Genomic DNA, 22,717 nt, shown 5'->3' on the forward strand with positions numbered 1-22,717 from the left:
ATACTTATCAAATATATACAAGTATACTTATATAATATATTTATTCAACTATTGGTTTATTAATGCAATCCCAATCATCTAAACATATTGCATAGCTCTAACAAATATTTCATTATAAATCAATACTGCCTTTATTTTAAATAATTTATCATAATATAAAGTAATATTTTAATCAATACAATGCAAATTAAAATATTATTTACAACACAATTCCCAAAGGAAGAGGTGAAAACTACCGCTTAAAATATTCATATATTTTTAAGTAGTAGATATCATGGAACAAGAAAAATCTAACAAAAACTATTCAACTAATAATTTTGCTTTTCCCATAGAACTGCATTATGTAGATTTTCATCATCCTAATTTTACTATGCCCTTCCACTGGCATGGTGAATATGAGATTCTCTATTTACTAAAAGGAAAATTTCTTTTTTCTCTTAATGAAGACAAACTTGAGGTTTCAGCTGGTGATATAATATTCATTCATGACGATGTTATACATGGAGGTATCCCTCAATCCGATGATTGTATATACGAATACATTGTTTTTGATATGAAAAAATTATTAAATCATAATATAAAATATTATGATTTAATAATTGATATACTTAATCATAAACTCCATATAAACAATTATTTCAATTCACAAAAAACTTCTATACAAAAAATAATTAAACCGCTTTTTAATGCTCTGAGAGAAAAACCACCAGGTTATGAATTTATAACACTTGGTATGCTCTATATGTTTATGGGAACAATACTAAAAAATAAGCTTTACCACCCAGCAAATAATTATGCTATTGCGATAAGCCGACATCATATCTATCAAATAAAACAAGCTTTCCAACTTATAGAACAGGCCTATGACACACCTATTACGCTCAGAGATCTAGCTAAAGCAGCAGGATTTTCTACCAACTATTTTTGTAAATTTTTTCAAAAAATGACCAATCACACTCCTATAGATTATTTGAACTATTACCGCATTGACAGGGCATGTCTAAAACTAATATCTTCGAATACCTCTATAAAGCAAATAGCATTATCATGTGGTTTTAATGATTTAAGTTACTTTATAAAAACCTTTAAAAAATACAGAGGAATGTCACCCCGTAAATATCAAAAAAGCTGCAATATAAAAAAATTAGTTCAATGAATAGCAATATTCATTGGAACATACTCATCTTGCGACAAAATTTATTTTACGACAATAAGGACTTCTGTTTAAATAAACAGAAGTCCTTATTATTTTACAAAACATACTATTCAGCTATTGAGCCAAAGTTTCCCGAACAATGTTATTGACCAGTTTACCATCAGCCTTGCCCTTTACATCAGGCATAAGTTCCTTCATAACTTTGCCCATATCCTTAGAACCTGCTGCTCCAATTTTCTTTATAGTACATTTCACCAACGTCCGAATTTCATCTTCTGACATTTGTTTTGGCAAATATGGCATTATTACAGCAATTTCTGCTTTAGTTTTTTCCACCAAATCATCCCTATTGCCTTTTTTAAACTCTTCAAGAGAATCTTGCCGCATTTTAAGTTCCCTACCTATAATGCCAATTACTCCTGCATCATCAAGATCCGTTTTGCCGTCAATTTCAGCTTTACGTATCGCTGAACGCATCGAACGAATGACAGTAAGACGATCTGTTTGTCTAGCCTTCATAGCTTCTTTCATATCTGCCATGAGCCTATCCTTAATAGACATTCTCTTACCTCCGCGTTTTAAGCTTTATATCTGCGTTTGCGAGCAGCTTCAGATTTTTTCTTACGTTTTACGCTAGGTTTTTCATAATGCTCACGTTTTCTTACTTCAGCGAGGGTACCAGCCTTTTGACAAGTACGTTTAAACCGACGAAGCGCACTATCAATTGTTTCGTTTTTTCCAACTTTAACTTCTGACATCTATATCTTCCCTCCCCTCCACACGCTATGGGAGTGTATTTGTTTGGTACACCAAGATATTATAACTGAAAAGTAGCATAATTGTCAATAATAATTACCCTGGCGGCCATTGCATAGATCTGCCCCCAATAAGATGAAAATGCAGATGATTCACTGTCTGACCACCCTGAACCCCTGTATTTATAACCACACGAAAACCATCAGCAGCAATATTATAGTCCTCTGCCAACTTAGGAATTATATCAACAGTTATATGGGCTACTATTTCCTTATCAGCAGCTGTGGTGTCATTAAGACTTTTTATATGCTTCTTAGGTATTATAAGAATATGTACAGGAGCTTGTGGTTCTAAATCTTTAAAAGCTACAGCTATATCATCCTCATATACTATACTGGATGGTATTTTCTTAGCTGCTATCTTGCAAAAAATACAATCAGACATAACAACACCCCCGTTCGAGGAAAAATCCTATGTATTACTAGTTCTGTTTTAATTTTATAATCCCTTCCTTTTACAAAAATTAATTTTCTCCCCAAAGACCATCTTTATAAGACTTTATCATTTTTAGAGAATATATTTCACCTTTTTTTATTTTTTTGTCAGTATATACTTTTATATAATTGCCAGTATGTCCGTCAACAATACCATCGTTCTCCTGCTCAACTAAAACATCTAATGATTTCCCAATAAATTGTGCATAAAACTGACTGGATTTTTCTTTACTAAGTTTTTGTAATTCATGCACCCGCTGCTTTTTTACACCTTCAGCTACTTGATTATCCATAGCAGCGGCAGGCGTTCCCCTCCTCTTGGAATAAGGAAAAGCGTGTATACGGCAGATAGGCAGGCTTTTGATATATTCCAGACTATGGACAAATTGCGCATCTGTTTCTCCTGGAAAACCAGCAATAACATCCGTTGATATCGCAATATCAGGAACATGTTTTGTAATTTTTTTCAATAGTTCAGCAAAATCTTGAATACTGTAATGTCTGTTCATAGCTTTTAATATTTCGTTATCTCCTGCTTGCAGCGGTAAATGCAAATGATGGGCAAAATGTCTGTTATTTACAAGCAACTCCAACAATTTATCTGACACTTCTATTGATTCCAAAGATCCCAAGCGAAGTCTTTTCAGTCCCTTTAGTGAAAGAACTACTTCTACTGCATCAGCCAAAGTAATATCTTCCGGCAAATCACGCCCGTATGCCCCCAAATGTATCCCTGACAATACTATTTCATGGAATTGATTGTTTATAAGTTTATCAGCCTCTTTTATTATACTATTCAGACTACGCGAACGTAACGGTCCTCGGGCATAAGGAATTATACAATAAGAACAAAAATTATTACATCCATCCTGGATTTTTAAAAAAGCCCTGGTTCTCGACTGCATACCAAACATGGGAATATCTTCAAACTCATGCTCATGCATAATATCTTTTACATCAGAAATAACTGTCTTACCTACAGCTGCCTTTTCTACCACATCAACAATATTTTTACGTTCATTAGTCCCAATTACAGCCTTGACCCCATCTATCTTTTTTATTTCTTTCGGTGCCAACTGTGCATAACATCCTGTCACTGCCACTACCGCATCATTATTTAAATGATTAGCCCGACGAATCAGCTGCCTGGATTTTTTTTCTCCTAAATGCGTAACGGAACAGGTGTTAATTATATAAACATCTGCCTTTTCTGTAAAATCAACGACATCGTATCCTCTCTGCCTGAAAAGTCCTGCTATAGTTTCTGTTTCAAATTGATTTACCTTACATCCTAATGTAGTAAGTGCTACTTTAGCCATAAATAACCCTTTCCTTATATAAAATAAAAATATTTATAATTTAACTGCCTAAGTCCCCTTTTTCATATTGCAGTATTGACAAAGCAGCAACTGCTGCTGTTTCTGTACGCAATATACGCTTTCCCAGGGAAACACTTTCTATCTTCTTGGTGCGGCATATCTCTATTTCCTCTGCTGTAAATCCACCTTCCGGTCCGATCAACACTAAATAACCATTTTTCTTATTATGTGTTTGAAGATATTGCTTAAAAGATATATTTGCTTCACTCTCATAACACACACAGGCAGCATATCCGCTTATATGGTTAAGTCCCTCACTCAGGTTTGTAATTGGTACAATTTCCGGTATAGTACTTCTACCACATTGTTTTGCTGCCTCTTTAGCTGTCTTTTGCCATTTTTGACATCGTTTTTCTTTCTTGGCAGCATCATATTTTACAACGCAATTTTGACTTTCCACAGGTATAATACATGTTATCCCCAGCTCAACTGCCTTTTGCACAATATAGTCCATCTTATCACCCTTAGGCAGGCACTGCATCAAAGTTATATTTACTGATGATTCGTTTTCAGCTTTATCCATCCATTCAACAAAATCCAAGTCCACTTTCTGTGGTCCACAATCAGCAATACTTGTTCTAGCTATTCTTCCCTCTTTATCAACTACTGTAATATATTGTCCCGGTTTTGACCGCATAGCATAAAGTAAATGAGCTGCATCATCACCGGTGATTATTATCTTTTTTTCCATTTTTCTATCAATAAATAAACGGCGCATTATTTATCTGCCTCAAATTTCAATACAAGTGCAACCCAACCACCCTCTTCAGCCTTATCCACAATATACATTTTATGTTCTTCAGCTGCCTTCTCTATATCATTTAACCTATCCTTTATAATTCCGCTTGCCAAAAATATTCCATTTTTAGTCAATTTATCTGGCAGCTCATCAAAAAGACGAATGATTATGTCAGCTATAATATTAGCCGATATAAAATCTGCTTTGCCTGAAAATTTTTTTAACAAATCACTTTGGAAACATTTTATTATTTCCATGACATCGTTCTTCTTAATATTTTCCCTGGCTGCCTTAACTGCAACATTATCATAATCGGCAGCTTCAATATCTTTGACACCCAGTCTTGCAGCAGCTATAGCTAATATTCCAGACCCCGTACCTACATCAAATAATTTTGCCCCAGGCTGTAGATACTTTTCCATGAATTTCACACACATGGACGTAGTAGGATGCGTCCCCGTTCCAAAAGCACAGCCTGGATCAAGTTCTACTACCAGTTCATCTTTTTGCGGCTGGTATGCTTCCCATGATGGCTTTACAACAATTTTACTTGCTATCTTAGATGGATGAAAATACTTTTTCCAGTTATTTGCCCAATCTTCTTCCTTTATCTTATGTGTCATTGTTTCGCATGGTGCTGTGTTTATTCTACTGGAAAGAATTTCCAGCTGTTTATTTAACATTTTTATTCGTTTCTCAAGCATACTGTCACAAGGCAGCCACGCATGTACCGTAATTACATCAGTTCTTTTTTGCAACGGAATATCTGTATAATCCCATAAATTAGAATTTATATACTCATTTATAATAGCCGGATCTTCTATTTGTGTCCCATTAGCACCTAAATTGCCAAAGATCTCCGCAATAATATCCATAGCTTCATGCGATGTTCGCACTGAAATCTGCATCCAATCCATTAATATCCTCCTCATACTCATATTGTCACAATAATTTTATTTAATCTGTAAATATTTTATTTTCTTAAGTCTTTTATTATCCAGACAACATTTTAAACAATTGTTTATACTATAATATAAGAATTTCTTATTTGCAAATTTCCTTCATTGTTATATAAATAATTCGTGTAAATTAATAAGAGAGACTCGAAACTTGAAATTCGAATCTCTCTTAACTATATTACATTTATTCTATTTCATAAATATTTTTAGATTCTTTGATTATTCTATCACGTGTTTTTTTGGCAAGTGAAAAATAATCATATAGTTTTTCTCTATCTTTACTATCTATTGCTGTTATAACATCATTTATTATATCTTGGAGAGTCTGTAGGTTATTTATAATTTCCACAGAATTTGACAAACATATATCTGACCACATATCTGCGTTAGATGAAGCAACTCTTGTGGTATCTTTGAATCCGCCTCCTGCGAGCTTTATACAGGCTTCAATATCTTCATAATTGCGATTTAAAAGCCAAACTAGTGCCGATGCTGTAATATGCGGTACATGACTTATTATTGAAGCACATCTGTCATGCTGCACCAAATCCAACTCTGTTATGTTGGCCTCCGTAAGCGCAATAAGTGTACGGACTTTTTCCATTACTTTCTCCGGTACTGGCATTTCCCGATCCTTTATTATTACATAACATCTATTTTTAAATAACTCTTTAGTCGCAGCGGATACTCCACTCTTTTCCCTGCCAGCCATGGGATGCGCAGAAACATAATAAATATCTTGAGGCAGTATAGCATGAAGCTTATTAGCAATATACTGTTTTGTACTTCCTGCGTCCGTGATTATCGTTCCCTTTTTTAAATGAGGTAGTATCTGCCTGACTATAGGAACCATTTGCAGTACCGGTGTACTTAAATAAATTATGTCTGCATCTTTAACAGCAGAAATATTATCTGTATAGCTTTTATCTACTGCTCCCATTTTTTCAGCACACTCAGAAGATTCTTTTGTACGTGTCGACCCTGTAATATAAATTTCACTGCCCAATTTAGCTTTCATAGCAAGTCCAAAGGACCCACCAATTAAACCCACTCCTAAAATTGCCAGTTTCAATTTTATCATTATTATTCTTTCCCCATAATTTCAGCTATTTTTTTAACTTCAGCCATAGTAGCTGTAAAATTCTGCGGTGTCAAAGATTGATCGCCATCACTCAATGCACTTTCTGGATGAGGATGTACTTCTATTATAAGTCCATTTGCCCCAGCAGCAATTGCTGCTCTTGCCATCGGCTGAACCATCTGCCAACGCCCTGTTCCATGACTAGGATCTACGATAACTGGTAGATGAGATAGTTCCCTTACTGCCGCTACTGCACTCAAATCTAAAGTATTTCTTGTAAATGTTTCATATGTTCTAATACCGCGTTCACATAATATTATATTATAATTGCCTTCGTTTGCGATATATTCAGCCGCATTTAACCATTCACTTATAGTAGCTGACAAACCTCTTTTTAATAAAACAGGTTTATGAGTTCTTCCAACTTCTTTTAAAAGCTGGAAGTTCTGCATATTACGCGCTCCAATCTGCAAAACATCCGCATATTTGCTTATCATCGGGATATCATTCTGGTTTACAACTTCTGTTACAACTTTTAAATCATATTTTTCACCGGCTTCTTTAAGCATTGCCAGTCCCTTTTCAGCCAACCCTTGAAAATCATATGGTGATGTACGCGGCTTAAAAGCACCTCCACGTAAAAAGTTAGCCCCACCCTTTTTTACGCACTCTGCCGCTTCCATCAATTGTTCATAGCTTTCTACAGCGCAAGGACCAGCCATAACAGCCAGATGCTTTCCACCGACTTTGACTCCGCCAACATTTACAATAGTATCTTCATGTTGAAATTCTCTACTTACCAATTTATACTTTTCTGTAATACGAATAGCTTTTTCCACTCCCTTAAATGCATTCATTTGAAGTCCGGAAATAATTTTCTTGTCACCGATGACTCCAACTATCGTCCGGATAGACCCTTTCGACAAATGATAAGATAATCCTTCCGCTTCAATCTTATTTTCTACATCTGTCAGATCCTGCTGTGTTGCTTCTGGACTCATTACTATAATCATTATTTTTCCTCCCAAACTTATAAATGTAAACAAAAAAACCCGTCCCTAAAAAGGGACGAGTTAATCACCCGTGGTACCACCCTACTTGCTTACGCAAGCCACTTTTTCAGATACTAACATATCCTAGCCTGAGATAACGGAGGCAATCCGGCACAGCCTACTATAATTTCAGCCTGCTGCTCACAAGTGTATTTCCATTGATGTATTTATCATGTTCCACCACTCCATGACTCTCTAAAAAATACACTTCAATGTACTTATCTTGTTCACTGCATTTCATCTTGCATAAGAATATACCAGCATTTTTTAATTTTGTCAAGCAAATAATATTGTAAATTTGTCAATTTTATAGTTATTGACAAAATAAAACACTATTTTTTAGGTTTTTTTATCTTTTTTTAATAAACTTTTTAATTTTTCAGTGTCATATATGATGATTTGCCACCATTTTTGGTTTTGCCACCTGAAAAAGGTGGCAAGTTAAAGTTCATTAAACACAACTTTTTTCATCGCTTGACGCTCTTTTAAAACATTACTGTGTGCATATACATTCATCAAAGTGTTTGGTGTGTTCCAACCGCCCAAACTTTGTATCACTGGTATGCTAACATCATTATTAATTAACTGTGTAGCAAAATAATGTCTGGTACTGTGTAATACTACATGCTTATTAATACCTGCCAGCTTAGCACATAAAGTAAAATTACTTGATACTTGTCTTAAACTATATGGTCTACCATTATTCTTACAAAATACCAACTCATTAGATTTATATTGGTTCTTTATATAATGCAGGTAAAACATACATTTAGGACTTAAGAATATATCTCTTATACTTGATTTGTTCTTTGGATAATCTTTTAACTCATGTTGTTTCGTATTATGATTATAAATCAATGTTTGTTCAATGTGTATAGCATTATCAGCAAAATTTACATTTGACCATGTTAACCCTAGTAATTCACCACATCTACAGCCAGTAGCAAAATATAAATAATATAAAAAATAATACTCTGGTTTGTGGTCTTTGACATATAACAAAAGTTTGTTTTTTTCACTACTCGTTAATACTACTTTAGGTTTTCGTATATCTTTCTTGTAGATAATATTATTACATGGGTTCTTCATACCATCAACAGTGGCATAAAACTGCTTTAATAACTTGATAATAGAACGTATATATGATGTCGATAAATTTCTCTTGTATAAGCTATTTACATATGATTGAATAATATCTTGTGTTATTTGCTTTACTTTAAATGTTTGGAAAATTGGTGCTATTACTTTGAATAATAAAGTTTCATATTTACGTTGGCTTTGTATTTCTAGGTATGATTTTTTATAAATCGTATACCAGTTTTTTAAAGCATCAACTAACAAATCATTTAATACATTTTCAGTATCAGTTTTATTTTTTAGGGCTTTATCTACTGATAATAACAACTTTGTGTCAAGCTTATAAAGTTTCATCATCTCCGTTCTAATTTTCAACGCATTAGCTAAAGTTTTAGCTGTTCTAACCACTGACTGCATACCGTTTTTGGTTTTAATATTAATCTTAATCTGATACGAATTTCTTTTTTCTCTATAAGTGATATATTTGAATTTTTCCATTGTTATTCGCTCCAATTTCTTGGCATAATAACAACTTAATTACATTTATATTATAACATATTTTAACCAACTCTTATACTATTCTAATTAATTAATAAGCTTTCACCATATGGGTTTATCGTATATAAATTCATATGGTGTTATTCATAATTATGAACATGTTATATGTAATGTTCATGTTTTTTAATTATATGTAGATTGATAACATATACTTTTAGGGTAGATTGCACCATATTTTAGTATGTAACAATATATATTTAATGTTACAACCTTATTATCAGGATAAAACATTGGTAAATCAACGGTCTAAGGTATGGTACAATCTTAACCCATTATGCATTTGTTATTACAACATGTTATAACCTATGTTAACAGCTATTTAACAGTAACTATATAATATATCAACGACACAATTATTAATATCGCTGTCTGTAATAAACAACGATATGTTTCAAATTTATTTTTATATTTCATGCTACCACCCCATTCAATTCATTAAGTGCTTTAAATACTTCATCAATTGGTAAAAATATAACTGGTTCACCATCTGGAACATATCTAACTGGTTTATTCTTAGCTAATTCATCATAAACAGCTAAAAATTCAAAGTAGTCTACAACCATTATTGGATAATCTGGAATTATAAAAATATAATAATCTACATATTTTGTCTTTAATTTCTTATTTTCATCAATTTCAAAGCAAAAACAATTATCATGCTTTCTTCTACTCTTAACCTCATAATATTTTGTTCTTCCACCTGTAGTTTTTACCTCTATATCACCATAAAGTTGCTGTTTTCTATTATCTTTTTTGTTATATTCTATAAATTGGATTGATTCAATCTGATTACCAAAATGCTCTTTTATATATTTCATTGCTTTTTCTTCATTACTATGACCAAACGCTAATTGACTTCTAAAATTATTAATCATTTCTACCACCATCTTTACTATTTTTATTGTTTTCATTGTTTTTTTCTCAACTTTCTTTAAATTTTTGGATACAAAAAAGGGGCGGATTATTCCGCCCCTACACTATTCATGTATATTATCACCGTTCGCCATTGTGACGAATCATGTACAATTATTATCTGCTGTTTGACTTTCTGTCATTTTTGACCGAATTGAACTCAAGACATTAAATACTGGCTTTTACTCAATTTTGAGTAAATTAAAAGCAACATTTAATGCAAATTTAGTTTTAATATTTCTTGTTCTACAGCTTTATCTATTTCTTTTAAGAACTCACTATCTTTAAAAAATACATATGAAAAACATTTACCACGTTTAGTTCTAAAGCATGGCAAAAATGCTTTAATATGGTTATCTTCGTACACAAATACATTTATGGCACTAACTATAAATACATCATCAATAGTTATATCAGCTCTATATTTATGATTACTATTAATGATATTACTTGGTGTATATAACTCAACTTTCGTTATCTTCATCTTTTATCACTTCCAAAACATCTTTTACTATTTGATTTTCAATTTCAGCATCGAAAACTATATTTATTTTTCTATTTGAATAAACTCGATAAAGAGTATCACTATATTTAACAATTGATATATCATAAATTATTAAATGGTCTATCTGAATATCTGCATACCCCATAACATGACTTCTTTTACCATCAATAGATTTACCATAATTGTCATTTTTTCTTGCACTCAAAATATTTATCATATTAAAACACCTCTTTTATCTTTTTTATAAATAAATTAACAAAATTTTCATCTTTACCAATCAATGCTTTATCATCAATCTGCAATTTACCGTTTCTATCGTGTCTAAATTTAACTTTTATTGTATTGCCAGTACCATCTTTACCAGTAATAGATTGTTCATCAAAACTATCTGTGATAGCTATGTCTACTTCGTGTTTTCTTGATTCCATAATATAATCATTAATTGCTTTTCTTGCTGTTTCCATTGCATCAATTGGTATATCTTCATTAAAATAATCTCTCACTGGATTAAAAAAAAATATTTTACCATTTTTCAATGTACATGTTGCTGTACAATGAGTATTTTTATACTTAGGTGGATTTACAACTGTTCTAACAACTTTCCAGCCGTCTAACCATTTCTTATGACATTTTGGGCAAATCCATTGTGGTTCTTTTTGACCATTCATCAAATTGGCTGGCAAATAGTAAACATCACCATCTGGTTTAAATTCTTTTTTACAGTCTGAACAAATAAACTTCATTACTTTTCTTTTCATTTCACATCAACTACTTTCTTTATTTTTATAATTTACATAATTAAGTCATATTCTTATCAATATGAATAACTATTGATTTCTAGTTCACCAGATAATCGAATCCCCGTCATAATCAAAATTAAATATTTTTCTTTTGGTGTTGGTTTAATTTTTTCTTTTTCAATATCATCAAGATGTTGAACTGTCATGTCTAACAACGATGATAATTCACCTAAAGTAAAATCTCTAATAAGTCTAAATTTCTTAATCGGGTGTGTTCCATCTGGTATAACTATTTTCTTTCTTCTTGCCATATTATCACCTCATTTCTAAGCAAATGCTTTATAAAATTGTTAAAAAAAAAGACTGGCTTTTTCACCAGTCAAATTAAATCGAGTTTATTACATTTATAAATTTCTGCTAATCGCTCTCGCATACCAGCAGGTAATTGATAACGAGCTGTTTCATAATTACTAAATGTACTTCTAGATATACCAAGTATTTTTGCTACATCTTTTTGTTTCATATTTACTTTAAGTCTTGCTATTTTCATAGGTGTTGTTTTCATCTTTTTATCATCTCCATTTTTGTGTATATGTTTTTTATATGTTTTGTATCTAAAACCCCTAAAACCTGTGGCAGGTATAGATTCCCCCTATTGGGGGAAAATCTACCTTCTTTTGAGATTATCTCTAGTTCATAAAAGTTATAATATGAACACTAACAAGTAATAACAAAAGTCACATAACCTGTGTATAGGCATTTAACTAAGCTTTCTGCTGGCGGTTAGTCTGTACAGCACTATAAGAAAAAACATACAAAAACTTAATTCAACTTAGCGATTCCAATTGTAATGCCACTACCTTTACAATTACTGGCGGGTTCTTATGTCGCTGTTGGTTGTTTATAATTCTCCGAATCTCAATGTATAAATATACAAAGCTGACAGACTCTTATTCTACTTGTGTGTGCCAAAACTATACCAACTATAAAATGCATAAAACACTTTATGTATGTTTTATATAATTAGATTACTAGCGATTTATGGTGTCATCACGACAAGACTACGGTAATAATCAATCATTAGTTTGTTATTTGTTGCAAAAAAAATAAGCCAGCAAATTGCTGACCTATAAATGTTAGAATTTCAATTTATACCGTAAATAAAACTCTCTCTATATATACTAGCTACGAAGGGGGGTGACAAAAATGGCACTTTTTTTAAAAAAAATTAAAATTATTTTAAATATTTTTACCAGACTCGTAATTTTATAGAAAAAAATTTTTAACAAGTTAAAACAAGACCTTAACATGTTAAACGATATGTTATATGCACCCCACCACTAAGCTATTAGTAGCTATTATTGAATTTATTAATATTTTTATTCATTTTTATGGTTATAACATTTTTTTTGGAAATTGATAAAATTTTTAGATGATGAAATACTGAAATAAAAACCCCTCTATAAAAGATATGTGCGAAGGTGTTTATGAAAATGGCACTTTTTTTGGTGTTTTCTTAAATTAATATAAATATTTTTATATTAATTTTATTCCACAAATAAATAAACATCAAACCATGATTATATATTACCCACAGAATCAATTCTAAGCCCTAAAAACTTGACGGGCGTTAAGATTTTAGCACATAACACGACTTGCCCATATAATTACATACCCAAACATAGTTTGTTTTATTTTTTATAGATAAACTTTATTCTATAAATAAATCAACTTACTTACTACAGTAGCTCTCAAAGCTCCATATTTACGTTCTAAGCGTATTTTATGAATCATTAATAAAATTATAAGTATAAATTAATATATAAAAAATTTCATTATAACTATTTTCATTATTATGTATCAATATCATATGCATAGAATCAATTCTAATGTCTAAAATATAGACGGCTGTCTATGTTTTAGCACATAACATAGCTTGCCTATGTAATTACATACCTAAACATAGTTTGTTTCAAAAATGAGGTTTAAACGCTAGTTTTACATAAGTATTAAATATTAATATTTATTAAACAGGTGCATCTGACCGTACCAATAGGTGCAACTCACCTCACCTATCAAAATGGCAGTTAAACCAATGATAACAAGGCTTACAGCGTTTTTGTGCCAAAATTTTATCTTATCTATAAGTCAAGACATTTTTATGATTATAGATAGTGTATAAAATAGGTGATATTTAAAACCATGTTTTATTATTTATAAAGTTGATTAAAATAAAAGTTGCTGATGTTTTTTCAGCTTTGCGTAGCAAACAGTATGCTCGTACCTCGCATAGCCAACTTCGTTGTCAACATAGAAATAAATCAACTTATATAAAGCTAATACAACAAATGAAATAAGCATAATCACCTATTAACTTTGTTATACATTACTTTTATATTGATTTTTTCCACAGTATCTACAAATAACTGCTTCACGTTTTATAAATTCACCGCAAAACAAACATTTTTTCATACCATTTCTTAACTTTGATTCATCTGTTTCTTTCAGCAGTAATGAATGAACCAGTGCAATAATAAATAATAACCACCCATAAACATGCCACAGAAAAAATATTCGACCTTTTTTATGTGCAATCATCGCTGGAATCAAACCAAGTACACTAGAAATTATTAGTGTATAAAACAAATACTCTGCGGTAGGGTCTATGTCCAGTACTACAAAAAATGAAATTATTGCAAATAAAACAACATCAGCAATAGCTATGACTATCGTCATGTTAACACCTCTTAATATTTTATTATACAGTTATTCTTATTATCTAAAATAATTGGCAAAATATACAATCATTAATCTATTATGCATAAGAAAAACAGTATTGGATAAAATAATTATATACCTTAATAAAATTATTTCAAAATATATATTATTTTATTATTATTAAAAACATAGATTTTTTTTAGACAATATCAATACGTCACCACCCTAATAATAAAAAAGTCGTTTGTATTTTGAAAATGCACCCCACCGTATCATATATATTTTATTTATTTTTAAATACAAAAAAGACAGTCAATTAATGACTGTCTTATAATATTCCGTAATTAAATTGTTATTTGCCACCATTTTTAATAGTTGCCACCATTTTTTGATGGTGTATGATGTGCTATAAAAGTTGATTTTATAGGCTTTTGACTCTCTAAAAAATACACTTCAATGTACTTATCTTGTTCACTGCATTTCATCTTGCATAAGAATATACCAGCATTTTTTAATTTTGTCAAGCAAATAATATTGTAAATTTGTCAATTAATATATAATAATGCCTTATAATTATTATATATTTTATATTACAATCACGGATAATTTTTAAAATAACTAATATACTATAGTATATTAGTTTATCTATTTTTTTAACGATAAATAATAAAATTTTTAAATTGTACTAATATTACTCTATAAAAAATATAATTATACTAGTTTATTTCATATCACAAATAGAAATATCACCAAATATTTTTTTCCAGTCATCCGCAAAATCATCAACAGCCTTTTTTATTGAGGGAACAGCAAGTGCTGACAAAAGAATATCCGGTGCCATTGTCACTAACTGTGCTCCACAGCCCAGTGCCGTATTTACCTGTGCCATATTTTTAAAGCTGGCTGCTATGATCTGTGTTTCATAACCATAAACACTAATCATATTAGCAAAGGAAGCTACAGTATCCGCAGCATCAATATCAAGATTTTCCATACGATTATAATATGGTGCAATAAAATCAGCTCCGGCTTCCATTGCCAAAAATCCTTGCGTTTTATTATATATAGCAGTAGCTGTTACTCCTATATTTTCTTTTTTCAGCAGCTGTATAGCCTTGAGTCCTTGTGGGGTAACAGGCACTTTTATATAAACATTTTTATCGACATTATCGAGTATCTTATGAGCTTCCCTTATTATTCCTTCACTATCCTGTGCCAATATCTGTATATGAATTGCTTTTTCCAACCCAATTATTTGGCGTATTTTTCTAAAATGAGCGAAAAAGTCTATTTTCCCTTCTTTTTTTATTATGCTGGGATTGCTTGTAACTCCTGCAATTGGCAGTAAATCATTACATTTTGTTATCATTTCAAGATTAGCAGTATCAATTAAATATTTCATTTTAATTATTCCTCCTATTAATAAATTGCATAATGATATTTTATTGTTTTATAAATATTGTGCATATAATAAGGTATCACAAATTATTATATTCTACAAGTTTATTCCAACGTAATGCATATATTGCAATAACAATAAAACATATGCATGGTACTATAAAGCCTACACTCATAGACCAAATATCTGCCATTTTCCCCATCAAAATTGGTACGACAGCTCCACCAACAATAGCCATAACAATGTATGAGGAAGCCCGTTTAGTTTGAGTTTTTAAACCAAAAATTCCTAATGCAAAAATAGTTGGATACATAATTGACATAAAATAAAAACTAATGATCAACGCTGATATTCCCATCCATCCATTATCAGTTATTACTATTAATACCATTAATAAAGCATTGACTATAGAAAAAATAGCCAGTAATTTGGATGATTTATATTTGCTTTCTAAAATACCTCCACTAAATCTTCCTATCATAAAGAGGCCAAATCCACCAAAAGCTAAAAGTTGTGAAGCTCCTATTTCGCTAAATTTCCAGCCTGCAGGACTATTCCAACACCAGTTAGCGGGTAAGAAAATTGCAATAGTTTCTGTAAAAATTGGTGAATGTTCTACTACATAATTTATAAAAAAGCTAAAAATTCCCGTTTGTGCTGCTACATATAAAAACTGTGCAACAACCGCAAATATAAAATGAGGTTTTTTCCATAAAGGAATTTCTTCTTCTATACCATTTTCTTGTTTTGTTTTCACTGGAGCAAAATCAGGTATATTCTTAAAAAAGAATAATGCTGCCAAAAGCAAAACAATAATACCTATTCCTATATAAGGAATAATTAAATTATTGTTCGTAGATACTACAGTACCACCATTAGAAAGTACAAAATAACCACCTATTAATGGTCCAAAAATTAATCCAATTCCTGTTACTGATTGAGCTATATTTAATCTGGCCGCACCGGCTTTTGCCGAGCCTAAAAAAGTGGCATAGGGATTAGCCATAGTTTCTATACAGGTTAATCCTGTAGCTAAAATAAACAAACTACATAAAAAGGCAAAGAAAGTATTAATTTTCAAGGAAAAAATAAAACTAAATGCGCCTATAGCAATTATAGTTAATCCGGCAAATATTCCCTTTTTATAACCATATTTTTCAGCAAAAATTCCTGCGGGAATAGCAAATATAAAATATGCAATATAATTAGAAAATTGCACTAATGCGGATTCTGCTTTACTAATTTGTAAGACACTTTGAAAATGCTTATTTAGCACATCAATTAACCCCGTACTAAAACCAAGTACAAGAAATAATCCCGTAAGTAATAAAAATGTCATAAAATGATTTTTTCCATCTGGAGTAATAAAGATTTTTTGTATGCTCATTTTATTGCCTCATTTCTAAATATAAAATTCTCTAAATTTTTATTAATCAGTTAATTATAAAATAAACTAATAACAATATAAATTTTTAATAATTTTTCTATAAAATGTAAATATTATAAAAATTATTAAATTAAAAATATTACAGCAAAACATTTATTATACTTTTATTGGGATATTTTTCTATTCTTATTGTCAGCATTTTCTTTATAAACTTAATAAATATTATTGATTAATATTTATTTTATACCCTACCCCAATTTCCCTAAAAATAATTATAAATTTTTTATCTTTAATTCTGATATAGTTGGCGGATTTGCACCTCTTTTACAACAATTGAGAGCAGCAGCAATAACACCTGTTTTTAATGCATTTATGACAACGTTGTCATTTAAGTCAACAAAAAACTTATTTTTTATACATGGCAATAATTTCATCAAAAATGCTGCTGAAAAAGTATCTCCTGCACCAACAGTATCAGCAATTGGAACTGCTAACGCAGCTTGATTATATATTTTCCCATTATAATAAAATTGTACTCCCTTGCTCCCTTTAGTAATTGCTACAGCCTTTACACCATATGATATTACATCCTGGACAAATTCATCAACTTTTTTTGAGGGTGCTAGCCATAACAAATCCTCATCACTTAATTTTAATAAATCTGTATTTAATAAAATATTATTGAATCGTTGTAAATATAATTCTCTGTCCTTAATAAGATTAGCTCTTATATTTGGATCAAATGATACAAACTCCCTTAGCTGTTTGATATAGTTTTCCCACACCTGTCCACATGGATTCTGTTCTATCGAAATAGAACCAAAATGATGTATACGCGCATTTATTTCTGGTTTAGGAAAATCAGCTTTAGAAATTTCTACATCGGCTGCCCCATTGGAATAAACTGCATATTGGGGCTCACCATTATCTGCTATTTTCACAAAGGTAAGCGTTGTTGGCTTATCAGTGAATTTTATATGTTGTACATTTACATTATTTTCTTGCAAATAATTATATAATAATCTACCAAACATATCTTTACTTAATTGAGTGCAATATGCAACATTAATACCTAAACGTCCTAATCCTATAGCTACATTATATGGTGACCCACCCGGATGAGGCACATAACCATTATTTTCATATGTGAAATCAATAAGTGCCTCTCCATAAACGGCAATGTTATTTTCGTATTTCATTTCATATCATCCCCCAGCTTTGAGGCAAAGGCATTTTGCGTTGTTTTACATCACAAACCTCAATATCAGGACCGGAATCGCGTCCAGACAAAAGAATAAATGTAGCCAATGGATCCAAAGGAAATGGTGCAAAATGCCATGTACCACGATACAATTGAATTCCCCATGAACCATCCATATATACTGCAACTAAATTTTCTTCCTTTAACTCTCCTTTTTTCCCTAAAATCATTAAGCTGTGCCCTTCTAAAGGAATAAAAGTTTCCTCCGTAAATTTATGTCGTTCTACTCGTTTTAAAATAAAATCATGTTTATGGCAAATCAGAAAACTTGAAACAGGATATTTGGTAAAATCTCCTGAAGGTGCAATATTGTGATAATAATCAATATCACCACGTTCTAACGTTGGTTTTCTATCAGGTTTACCTAAAAATTTTCCATAAGCTTCAATAGTTTCAGGGACTGCTTTAATTAAAGGAATATCTTTCATTAAAATAGCCATAATCTAACCTCCATTAATAAAATTCTTAGTAGTTGATTTTCTAACAATAAAAATAGGATCAAATCGTGTACACTCATGTTTAATCGTTTGATGATTTTCAATTTGTTCAAGTAATTTTTTTGCTGCAAATTCTCCCATTTCATAGGCAGGCTGAGAAATCACAGTAATTGGGCAGGGATATAATTGAGCCCAATCTGTATCATCAAAACAAATTAAAGAAATATCCCTCGGTAATTTTAAATCTAATTTAGCTATTGCCCTTACTATTCCCTTTCCAATATCATTATTGCCCGCAATAAGTGCTGTTGGTAATCTTTTTCTAGGACCACGCATCAATTTTATAAATGCTTGAAAGGCTTCTTCCATTAATGTGTTTTTATCCGGTAAAATGACATCTATTGATTCACATTTACCTTTTGTATATCTATAAAAACTTTTCATTCGTTCATGAAAACTTGATATTTGCATATTTCCAACAGCACATGCAATTCGCTGGTGTTTTAATTTCAATAAATGTTGTACAGCTAAATACATTCCCTTATCATTATCTAAAAGTATTTGAGTAACATTTTCTCTAGAGGAAATTCTATCTATTTCTATAATAGGTATATTATTTCCCACTGATAATTCGTATGCAGGTCCAGGCGCAGGAATCACAACCAATCCTTTCAAACGATTTGCCCTTAAAACAGATAAGGCTTTTCTTTCTATAACTTGTGATTCATTTGAAGTACAAACAATCAAGTTATAATCATTTTTATAAGCAATATTTTGAACAGCCTTTATAATATTTGCTTGAAATGAATTTAGTATATCTGTTACAATCAAACCAATTGAATTAGAATCTTGTTGTCGTAAATTAACTGCAAACTGATTTTTTTCATAACCAAGTTTTTTGACAACCTTTAATATTTTTTCACGTGTAGCAAAAGCAACCTTATCCGGATGAGATATTGCTCTTGAAACTGTAGAAGGAGAAACTCCCGTCAATATAGCAATTTGTTTAATATTAGTAATCATTAACTTCACCTATGACAACGTTATCATTTTTTTATTAATATAAAACTTCTTTTAGTATATCAAATACATTCTAATTTGTAAATAATTTATTGTAAATTTTTGTAATTTAAAATTTTTGTATTATTAATATATTAATGTTATTATTGTAAAATATATTATTTTATGTCTATCTATAATAAACATGGGATACTCTACATAATAAAAAAAACCAGCTGCATATAACAACTGGTTTTTCTTATGTTTTTTATTTTAAACTCAACGGCTTGGTTCAATCAGACCATAATTACCATCTTTACGACGATAAACCACATTCACTTCCTCTGTACGTGCATCACGGAATACAAAAAACTCATGGTTAAGCAGATTCATCTGCATAATGGCTTCTTGCACATCCATTGGTTTAACTGCAAAACGTTTTGTTTTTACCACAGTATATTCATCATCGTCATCATACTCATCATCAGTCTTTGATGATGGAACTGCATTTGGTTTAAAACTACCATTGCGGAAACGTTTAGCAAGTTTAGTTTTATGTTTACGAATTTGTCGTTCGAGTTTTTCTATAACTAAATCTATGGATGTATACATATCCATTGTTGATTCTTCTCCACGTAATAGTATACCTTCCACCGGAACTGTCACTTCTACAATATGACGTCCCTTCGTTACCGTTAATAATACAGTTATTTCTCCTACGGTGTCAAAATATTTAGTTACCCTGCCAACTTTTTTTTCTACATAATCATGTAATGCCGGCGTTATTTCGATGTTTTTCCCTCTGATAGTAAATGTTGCCATATTTCTTCAACACCCTTCTTAGAATATAAAGCTAAGATTTTATATTATATTTCGCTACAATAATAAAAAATACCTTTATTTTTTTCATTATAACAGCTTTTTATTAATTAATCAGCTCCTTGTATCAAAATTTCATTCATAAAGAACATTAATAAACATAATAAAATATTTTAAATAAAGTTGCTTGCTGTCATTTATAATTTAGAAAATTGACATAAAAGTAAAAAACTTTTATACTATTTATGTTTAAATAAATTTAATATTAGGAATATTATTGCACTATAAAAAGAAGGTGTCAAATACTGCTTAATAAAAAAATCTTTCATAGTAAAAAATTTTTTTTGCATTTTTCTTCATTAAAACGCAAACATATTATTGTAATAATTATCCTGCTGACGATTTTTCTCAATGCCTGTCTGTTTCTGACTGTAAATAAAGTTTCTGCTCCGTCTTATTCTCCCAAGAATAAACTTATTGTTCACAATAGTCAATATAATTTTACTATTAAACAGCAGCCTTATATAATTCATGATCCTTTTTCTCCCAAGCATCCTCCAAAGGACACTAACCATAATCCTAAACCAGCTTTGGCAAATAATCTTACACTACCTTCTTCCCCTGCTAAAAAATACACCACGAATAAAATTTTTATAACACCTTCCAAAACTTCCCAGATAATTCCTCTAAAATTAACAAGTATAATATATAATCATAATGAATACAATGCTATTATCGAATATAATAATAAATCTTTTTTCACCAAAGCCGGCAATCATTTTTCCCAGTACAATGTACTTTCAATTAATAAAAATAGTATAAAACTGCAATCAAATACAGGAACTATACTTGTTTATCATTTAAAGGGATTTTAACTATTTTTAGTAGGTAAATTTATGCGATTAAAAAATTTATTGATCATTTCTTTTATTCTTTGTCTTAAATATACACCATGCTACGCCGCAAATATATCTATATCCGCCAGTGATGCCAACGTACGTTGTATACTTACTTCACTGGCTGCTGCAAATAATATAAACATTGTAATAAACGATGATATCCAAGGGACTATTTCCATAAATCTAAAAAATATATCACCAATAAAGGCAATACAAGCGATTTCCCAAATAAAGAATTTTCAATTCTATGAAAAAGATGGTATATTTTTTATAAGTAGTAGAAAAACTATCAATTATAATTTTAAAAAACAGCATATTTTTAAAATTAAATATGCTGATCTCAATATGTTAGCTGATTTTATAAAAATATCAACATATTCTAATAATTCCACAAATATTATACCAAAGACATCGCAAGTAAAAATTACTTCTCTTAAAAGTAATGCTTCAACACATGGTAAAACTATCGAACAAAATAATAATGTTATACTTGATAAAGAAAATAACTGTCTGCTTTTTTTTGGTACGGATTTACAAGCAAAACAACTAGAACAATTTATAAAAAAAATAGATGTTCCAGCTAGGCAGGTAGTATTGGAAGCAAGAGTTATTGCCCTGCAAAAAGATGCTTCTAAAAATCTGGGTATTGAATGGGATTGGTCTGAATTTCCCCAATATCCTCAACACGAAAATTCATATTCATCCGCAAGTCGTCGTATAAAAAATGCTGATGGGACTTATAGCATTATAACTGATAATACGCCTACTAGTAAAACTATACGAGAATATAACGGTTCTAATACTATTCCCGGAGTAATACAATTCGGTAAAGGACCTGAAGGTATACCTTTTGAATTTTATTATGGCGCAAAAATAAATGCCCTTATAACTCAAGGAAAAGCATCTGTCTTAGCAAAACCAAATATAATGACACTTAACAATCATCAAGCTGTCATTACTATAGGTGGCAGTGTTCCTGTTCCTAAACTCAGTACAATAAATTCAACAACTACAACTTCGTATGAATACCATAAAACCGGCATTATTTTATGCTGTACACCTCGCATAAATGATGACAATTATATTACTGCAGCTGTACATACTGAAGTCAGCAGCCCATTATATATTGAAACATTAAAGGCATATCGTTTCCAAACCCGAGCAGCTGACACTACTGTAAGACTTAAGGATGGAGAAACAATAGCTATCGGTGGTCTTATTGGCAGTGAAGAAAGTAAAAATATACGCAAAATACCTTTTCTCGGGGATTTGCCCATTCTAGGTAAATTTTTTCGTAATACCAAAAAAAGCAAATCAGAAAGTGAAATAATTATTTTTCTTACGGCACATATTAAAAATAAAATTTAGGAAATCCTTTTTATATATTATA

At 30.8% G+C, this 22,717-nt stretch carries 25 protein-coding genes and 1 other annotated feature; of the genes, 3 read left to right on the top strand and 22 right to left on the bottom strand.

All coding sequences use genetic code 11. The features are described from left to right. The first annotated feature begins 274 nt into the window (after window positions 1-274). On the top strand, window positions 275-1,156 hold the full coding sequence (locus tag I6760_RS01490) for an AraC family transcriptional regulator (protein ID WP_196592755.1): 882 nt from the start codon (window positions 275-277) through the stop codon (window positions 1,154-1,156). A 114-nt stretch (window positions 1,157-1,270) separates the two neighbouring features. Here the strand turns inward: I6760_RS01490 and I6760_RS01495 are convergent, their stop codons facing one another. From I6760_RS01495 to hpf, 22 genes are all read right to left on the bottom strand, one after another. Further along, window positions 1,271-1,717 (bottom strand): GatB/YqeY domain-containing protein, encoded by a 447-nt coding sequence (locus I6760_RS01495; protein WP_196592756.1) that lies wholly within the window; start codon window positions 1,715-1,717, stop codon window positions 1,271-1,273. A gap of 17 nt (window positions 1,718-1,734) precedes the next feature. Beyond that, window positions 1,735-1,914 carry a 30S ribosomal protein S21 gene (rpsU, locus tag I6760_RS01500; RefSeq protein ID WP_182185884.1) on the bottom strand — a complete coding sequence of 60 codons (180 nt, stop codon included), beginning with the start codon at window positions 1,912-1,914 and terminating at the stop codon, window positions 1,735-1,737. Between the two features lie 94 nt (window positions 1,915-2,008). Continuing rightward, the gene (locus I6760_RS01505) at window positions 2,009-2,356 is read right to left on the bottom strand and encodes a histidine triad nucleotide-binding protein (RefSeq protein WP_196592757.1); all 348 of its coding nucleotides are present in this window, start codon (window positions 2,354-2,356) and stop codon (window positions 2,009-2,011) included. A gap of 79 nt (window positions 2,357-2,435) precedes the next feature. Beyond that, window positions 2,436-3,725 carry a tRNA (N(6)-L-threonylcarbamoyladenosine(37)-C(2))-methylthiotransferase MtaB gene (gene mtaB, locus I6760_RS01510; RefSeq protein ID WP_196592758.1) on the bottom strand — a complete coding sequence of 430 codons (1,290 nt, stop codon included), beginning with the start codon at window positions 3,723-3,725 and terminating at the stop codon, window positions 2,436-2,438. Between the two features lie 40 nt (window positions 3,726-3,765). Next, window positions 3,766-4,503, bottom strand: coding sequence for a 16S rRNA (uracil(1498)-N(3))-methyltransferase (locus I6760_RS01515; RefSeq protein WP_196592759.1), 738 nt, complete (start codon window positions 4,501-4,503; stop codon window positions 3,766-3,768). Next, the gene (prmA, locus tag I6760_RS01520) at window positions 4,503-5,441 is read right to left on the bottom strand and encodes a 50S ribosomal protein L11 methyltransferase (protein ID WP_196592760.1); all 939 of its coding nucleotides are present in this window, start codon (window positions 5,439-5,441) and stop codon (window positions 4,503-4,505) included. Before prmA ends, I6760_RS01515 begins: the two co-directional genes overlap by 1 nt. Window positions 5,442-5,667: 226 nt before the next feature. Beyond that, window positions 5,668-6,564 (bottom strand): prephenate dehydrogenase, encoded by an 897-nt coding sequence (locus I6760_RS01525; protein WP_196592761.1) that lies wholly within the window; start codon window positions 6,562-6,564, stop codon window positions 5,668-5,670. 2 nt (window positions 6,565-6,566) lie between these two features. After that, a complete protein-coding gene (gene aroF, locus I6760_RS01530; protein WP_196592762.1) occupies window positions 6,567-7,577 on the bottom strand; it encodes a 3-deoxy-7-phosphoheptulonate synthase in 1,011 nt (336 codons plus the stop codon). Between the two features lie 48 nt (window positions 7,578-7,625). Next, window positions 7,626-7,856, bottom strand: a binding site (T-box leader). A gap of 201 nt (window positions 7,857-8,057) precedes the next feature. After that, window positions 8,058-9,191: a tyrosine-type recombinase/integrase gene (locus I6760_RS01535; protein WP_196592763.1), complete on the bottom strand. Its 1,134-nt coding sequence runs from the start codon at window positions 9,189-9,191 to the stop codon at window positions 8,058-8,060. Between the two features lie 470 nt (window positions 9,192-9,661). Then, window positions 9,662-10,162 carry a protein NO VEIN domain-containing protein gene (locus tag I6760_RS01540; protein ID WP_196592764.1) on the bottom strand — a complete coding sequence of 167 codons (501 nt, stop codon included), beginning with the start codon at window positions 10,160-10,162 and terminating at the stop codon, window positions 9,662-9,664. Window positions 10,163-10,377: 215 nt separating this feature from the next. Next, window positions 10,378-10,647: a hypothetical protein gene (locus I6760_RS01545; RefSeq protein ID WP_196592765.1), complete on the bottom strand. Its 270-nt coding sequence runs from the start codon at window positions 10,645-10,647 to the stop codon at window positions 10,378-10,380. Then, complete coding sequence (locus I6760_RS01550) at window positions 10,628-10,885, bottom strand: hypothetical protein (protein ID WP_196592766.1); 258 nt, start codon at window positions 10,883-10,885, stop codon at window positions 10,628-10,630. The genes I6760_RS01545 and I6760_RS01550 overlap by 20 nt, the downstream gene beginning before the upstream one ends. Before the next feature lies 1 nt (window position 10,886). Next, complete coding sequence (locus I6760_RS01555; protein ID WP_196592767.1) at window positions 10,887-11,426, bottom strand: hypothetical protein; 540 nt, start codon at window positions 11,424-11,426, stop codon at window positions 10,887-10,889. A 56-nt stretch (window positions 11,427-11,482) separates the two neighbouring features. Next, window positions 11,483-11,719, bottom strand: coding sequence for a helix-turn-helix domain-containing protein (locus tag I6760_RS01560; RefSeq protein ID WP_196592768.1), 237 nt, complete (start codon window positions 11,717-11,719; stop codon window positions 11,483-11,485). 68 nt (window positions 11,720-11,787) lie between these two features. After that, window positions 11,788-11,973 (bottom strand): helix-turn-helix domain-containing protein, encoded by a 186-nt coding sequence (locus I6760_RS01565; protein WP_196592769.1) that lies wholly within the window; start codon window positions 11,971-11,973, stop codon window positions 11,788-11,790. Window positions 11,974-13,787: 1,814 nt separating this feature from the next. Continuing rightward, window positions 13,788-14,144 (bottom strand): zinc ribbon domain-containing protein, encoded by a 357-nt coding sequence (locus I6760_RS01570; protein ID WP_196592770.1) that lies wholly within the window; start codon window positions 14,142-14,144, stop codon window positions 13,788-13,790. A gap of 703 nt (window positions 14,145-14,847) precedes the next feature. Next, entirely contained in the window at window positions 14,848-15,528 is a 681-nt protein-coding gene (locus I6760_RS01575) for a fructose-6-phosphate aldolase (protein ID WP_196592771.1), read from the bottom strand. 76 nt (window positions 15,529-15,604) lie between these two features. Then, the gene (locus I6760_RS01580; RefSeq protein WP_196592772.1) at window positions 15,605-16,912 is read right to left on the bottom strand and encodes an MFS transporter; all 1,308 of its coding nucleotides are present in this window, start codon (window positions 16,910-16,912) and stop codon (window positions 15,605-15,607) included. A 272-nt stretch (window positions 16,913-17,184) separates the two neighbouring features. Next, a complete protein-coding gene (locus I6760_RS01585; RefSeq protein ID WP_196592773.1) occupies window positions 17,185-18,111 on the bottom strand; it encodes a carbohydrate kinase family protein in 927 nt (308 codons plus the stop codon). 1 nt (window position 18,112) lies between these two features. Then, window positions 18,113-18,613 carry an ureidoglycolate lyase gene (locus I6760_RS01590; protein ID WP_196592774.1) on the bottom strand — a complete coding sequence of 167 codons (501 nt, stop codon included), beginning with the start codon at window positions 18,611-18,613 and terminating at the stop codon, window positions 18,113-18,115. 3 nt (window positions 18,614-18,616) lie between these two features. Beyond that, a complete protein-coding gene (locus I6760_RS01595) occupies window positions 18,617-19,633 on the bottom strand; it encodes a LacI family DNA-binding transcriptional regulator (RefSeq protein ID WP_196592775.1) in 1,017 nt (338 codons plus the stop codon). A gap of 255 nt (window positions 19,634-19,888) precedes the next feature. After that, complete coding sequence (gene hpf / locus I6760_RS01600; RefSeq protein WP_196592776.1) at window positions 19,889-20,431, bottom strand: ribosome hibernation-promoting factor, HPF/YfiA family; 543 nt, start codon at window positions 20,429-20,431, stop codon at window positions 19,889-19,891. A gap of 341 nt (window positions 20,432-20,772) precedes the next feature. Here hpf and I6760_RS01605 point away from each other — a divergent pair, with 341 nt between their 5' ends. Both I6760_RS01605 and I6760_RS01610 read left to right on the top strand, forming a co-directional pair. Beyond that, entirely contained in the window at window positions 20,773-21,303 is a 531-nt protein-coding gene (locus I6760_RS01605; protein ID WP_196592777.1) for a hypothetical protein, read from the top strand. Between the two features lie 21 nt (window positions 21,304-21,324). Further along, window positions 21,325-22,695: a type II secretion system protein GspD gene (locus tag I6760_RS01610; protein WP_196592778.1), complete on the top strand. Its 1,371-nt coding sequence runs from the start codon at window positions 21,325-21,327 to the stop codon at window positions 22,693-22,695. Window positions 22,696-22,717 lie beyond the last annotated feature (22 nt).

Source organism: Pectinatus sottacetonis, assembly GCF_015732155.1.
Taxonomy (GTDB): Bacteria; Bacillota; Negativicutes; order Selenomonadales; family Selenomonadaceae; genus Pectinatus; species Pectinatus sottacetonis.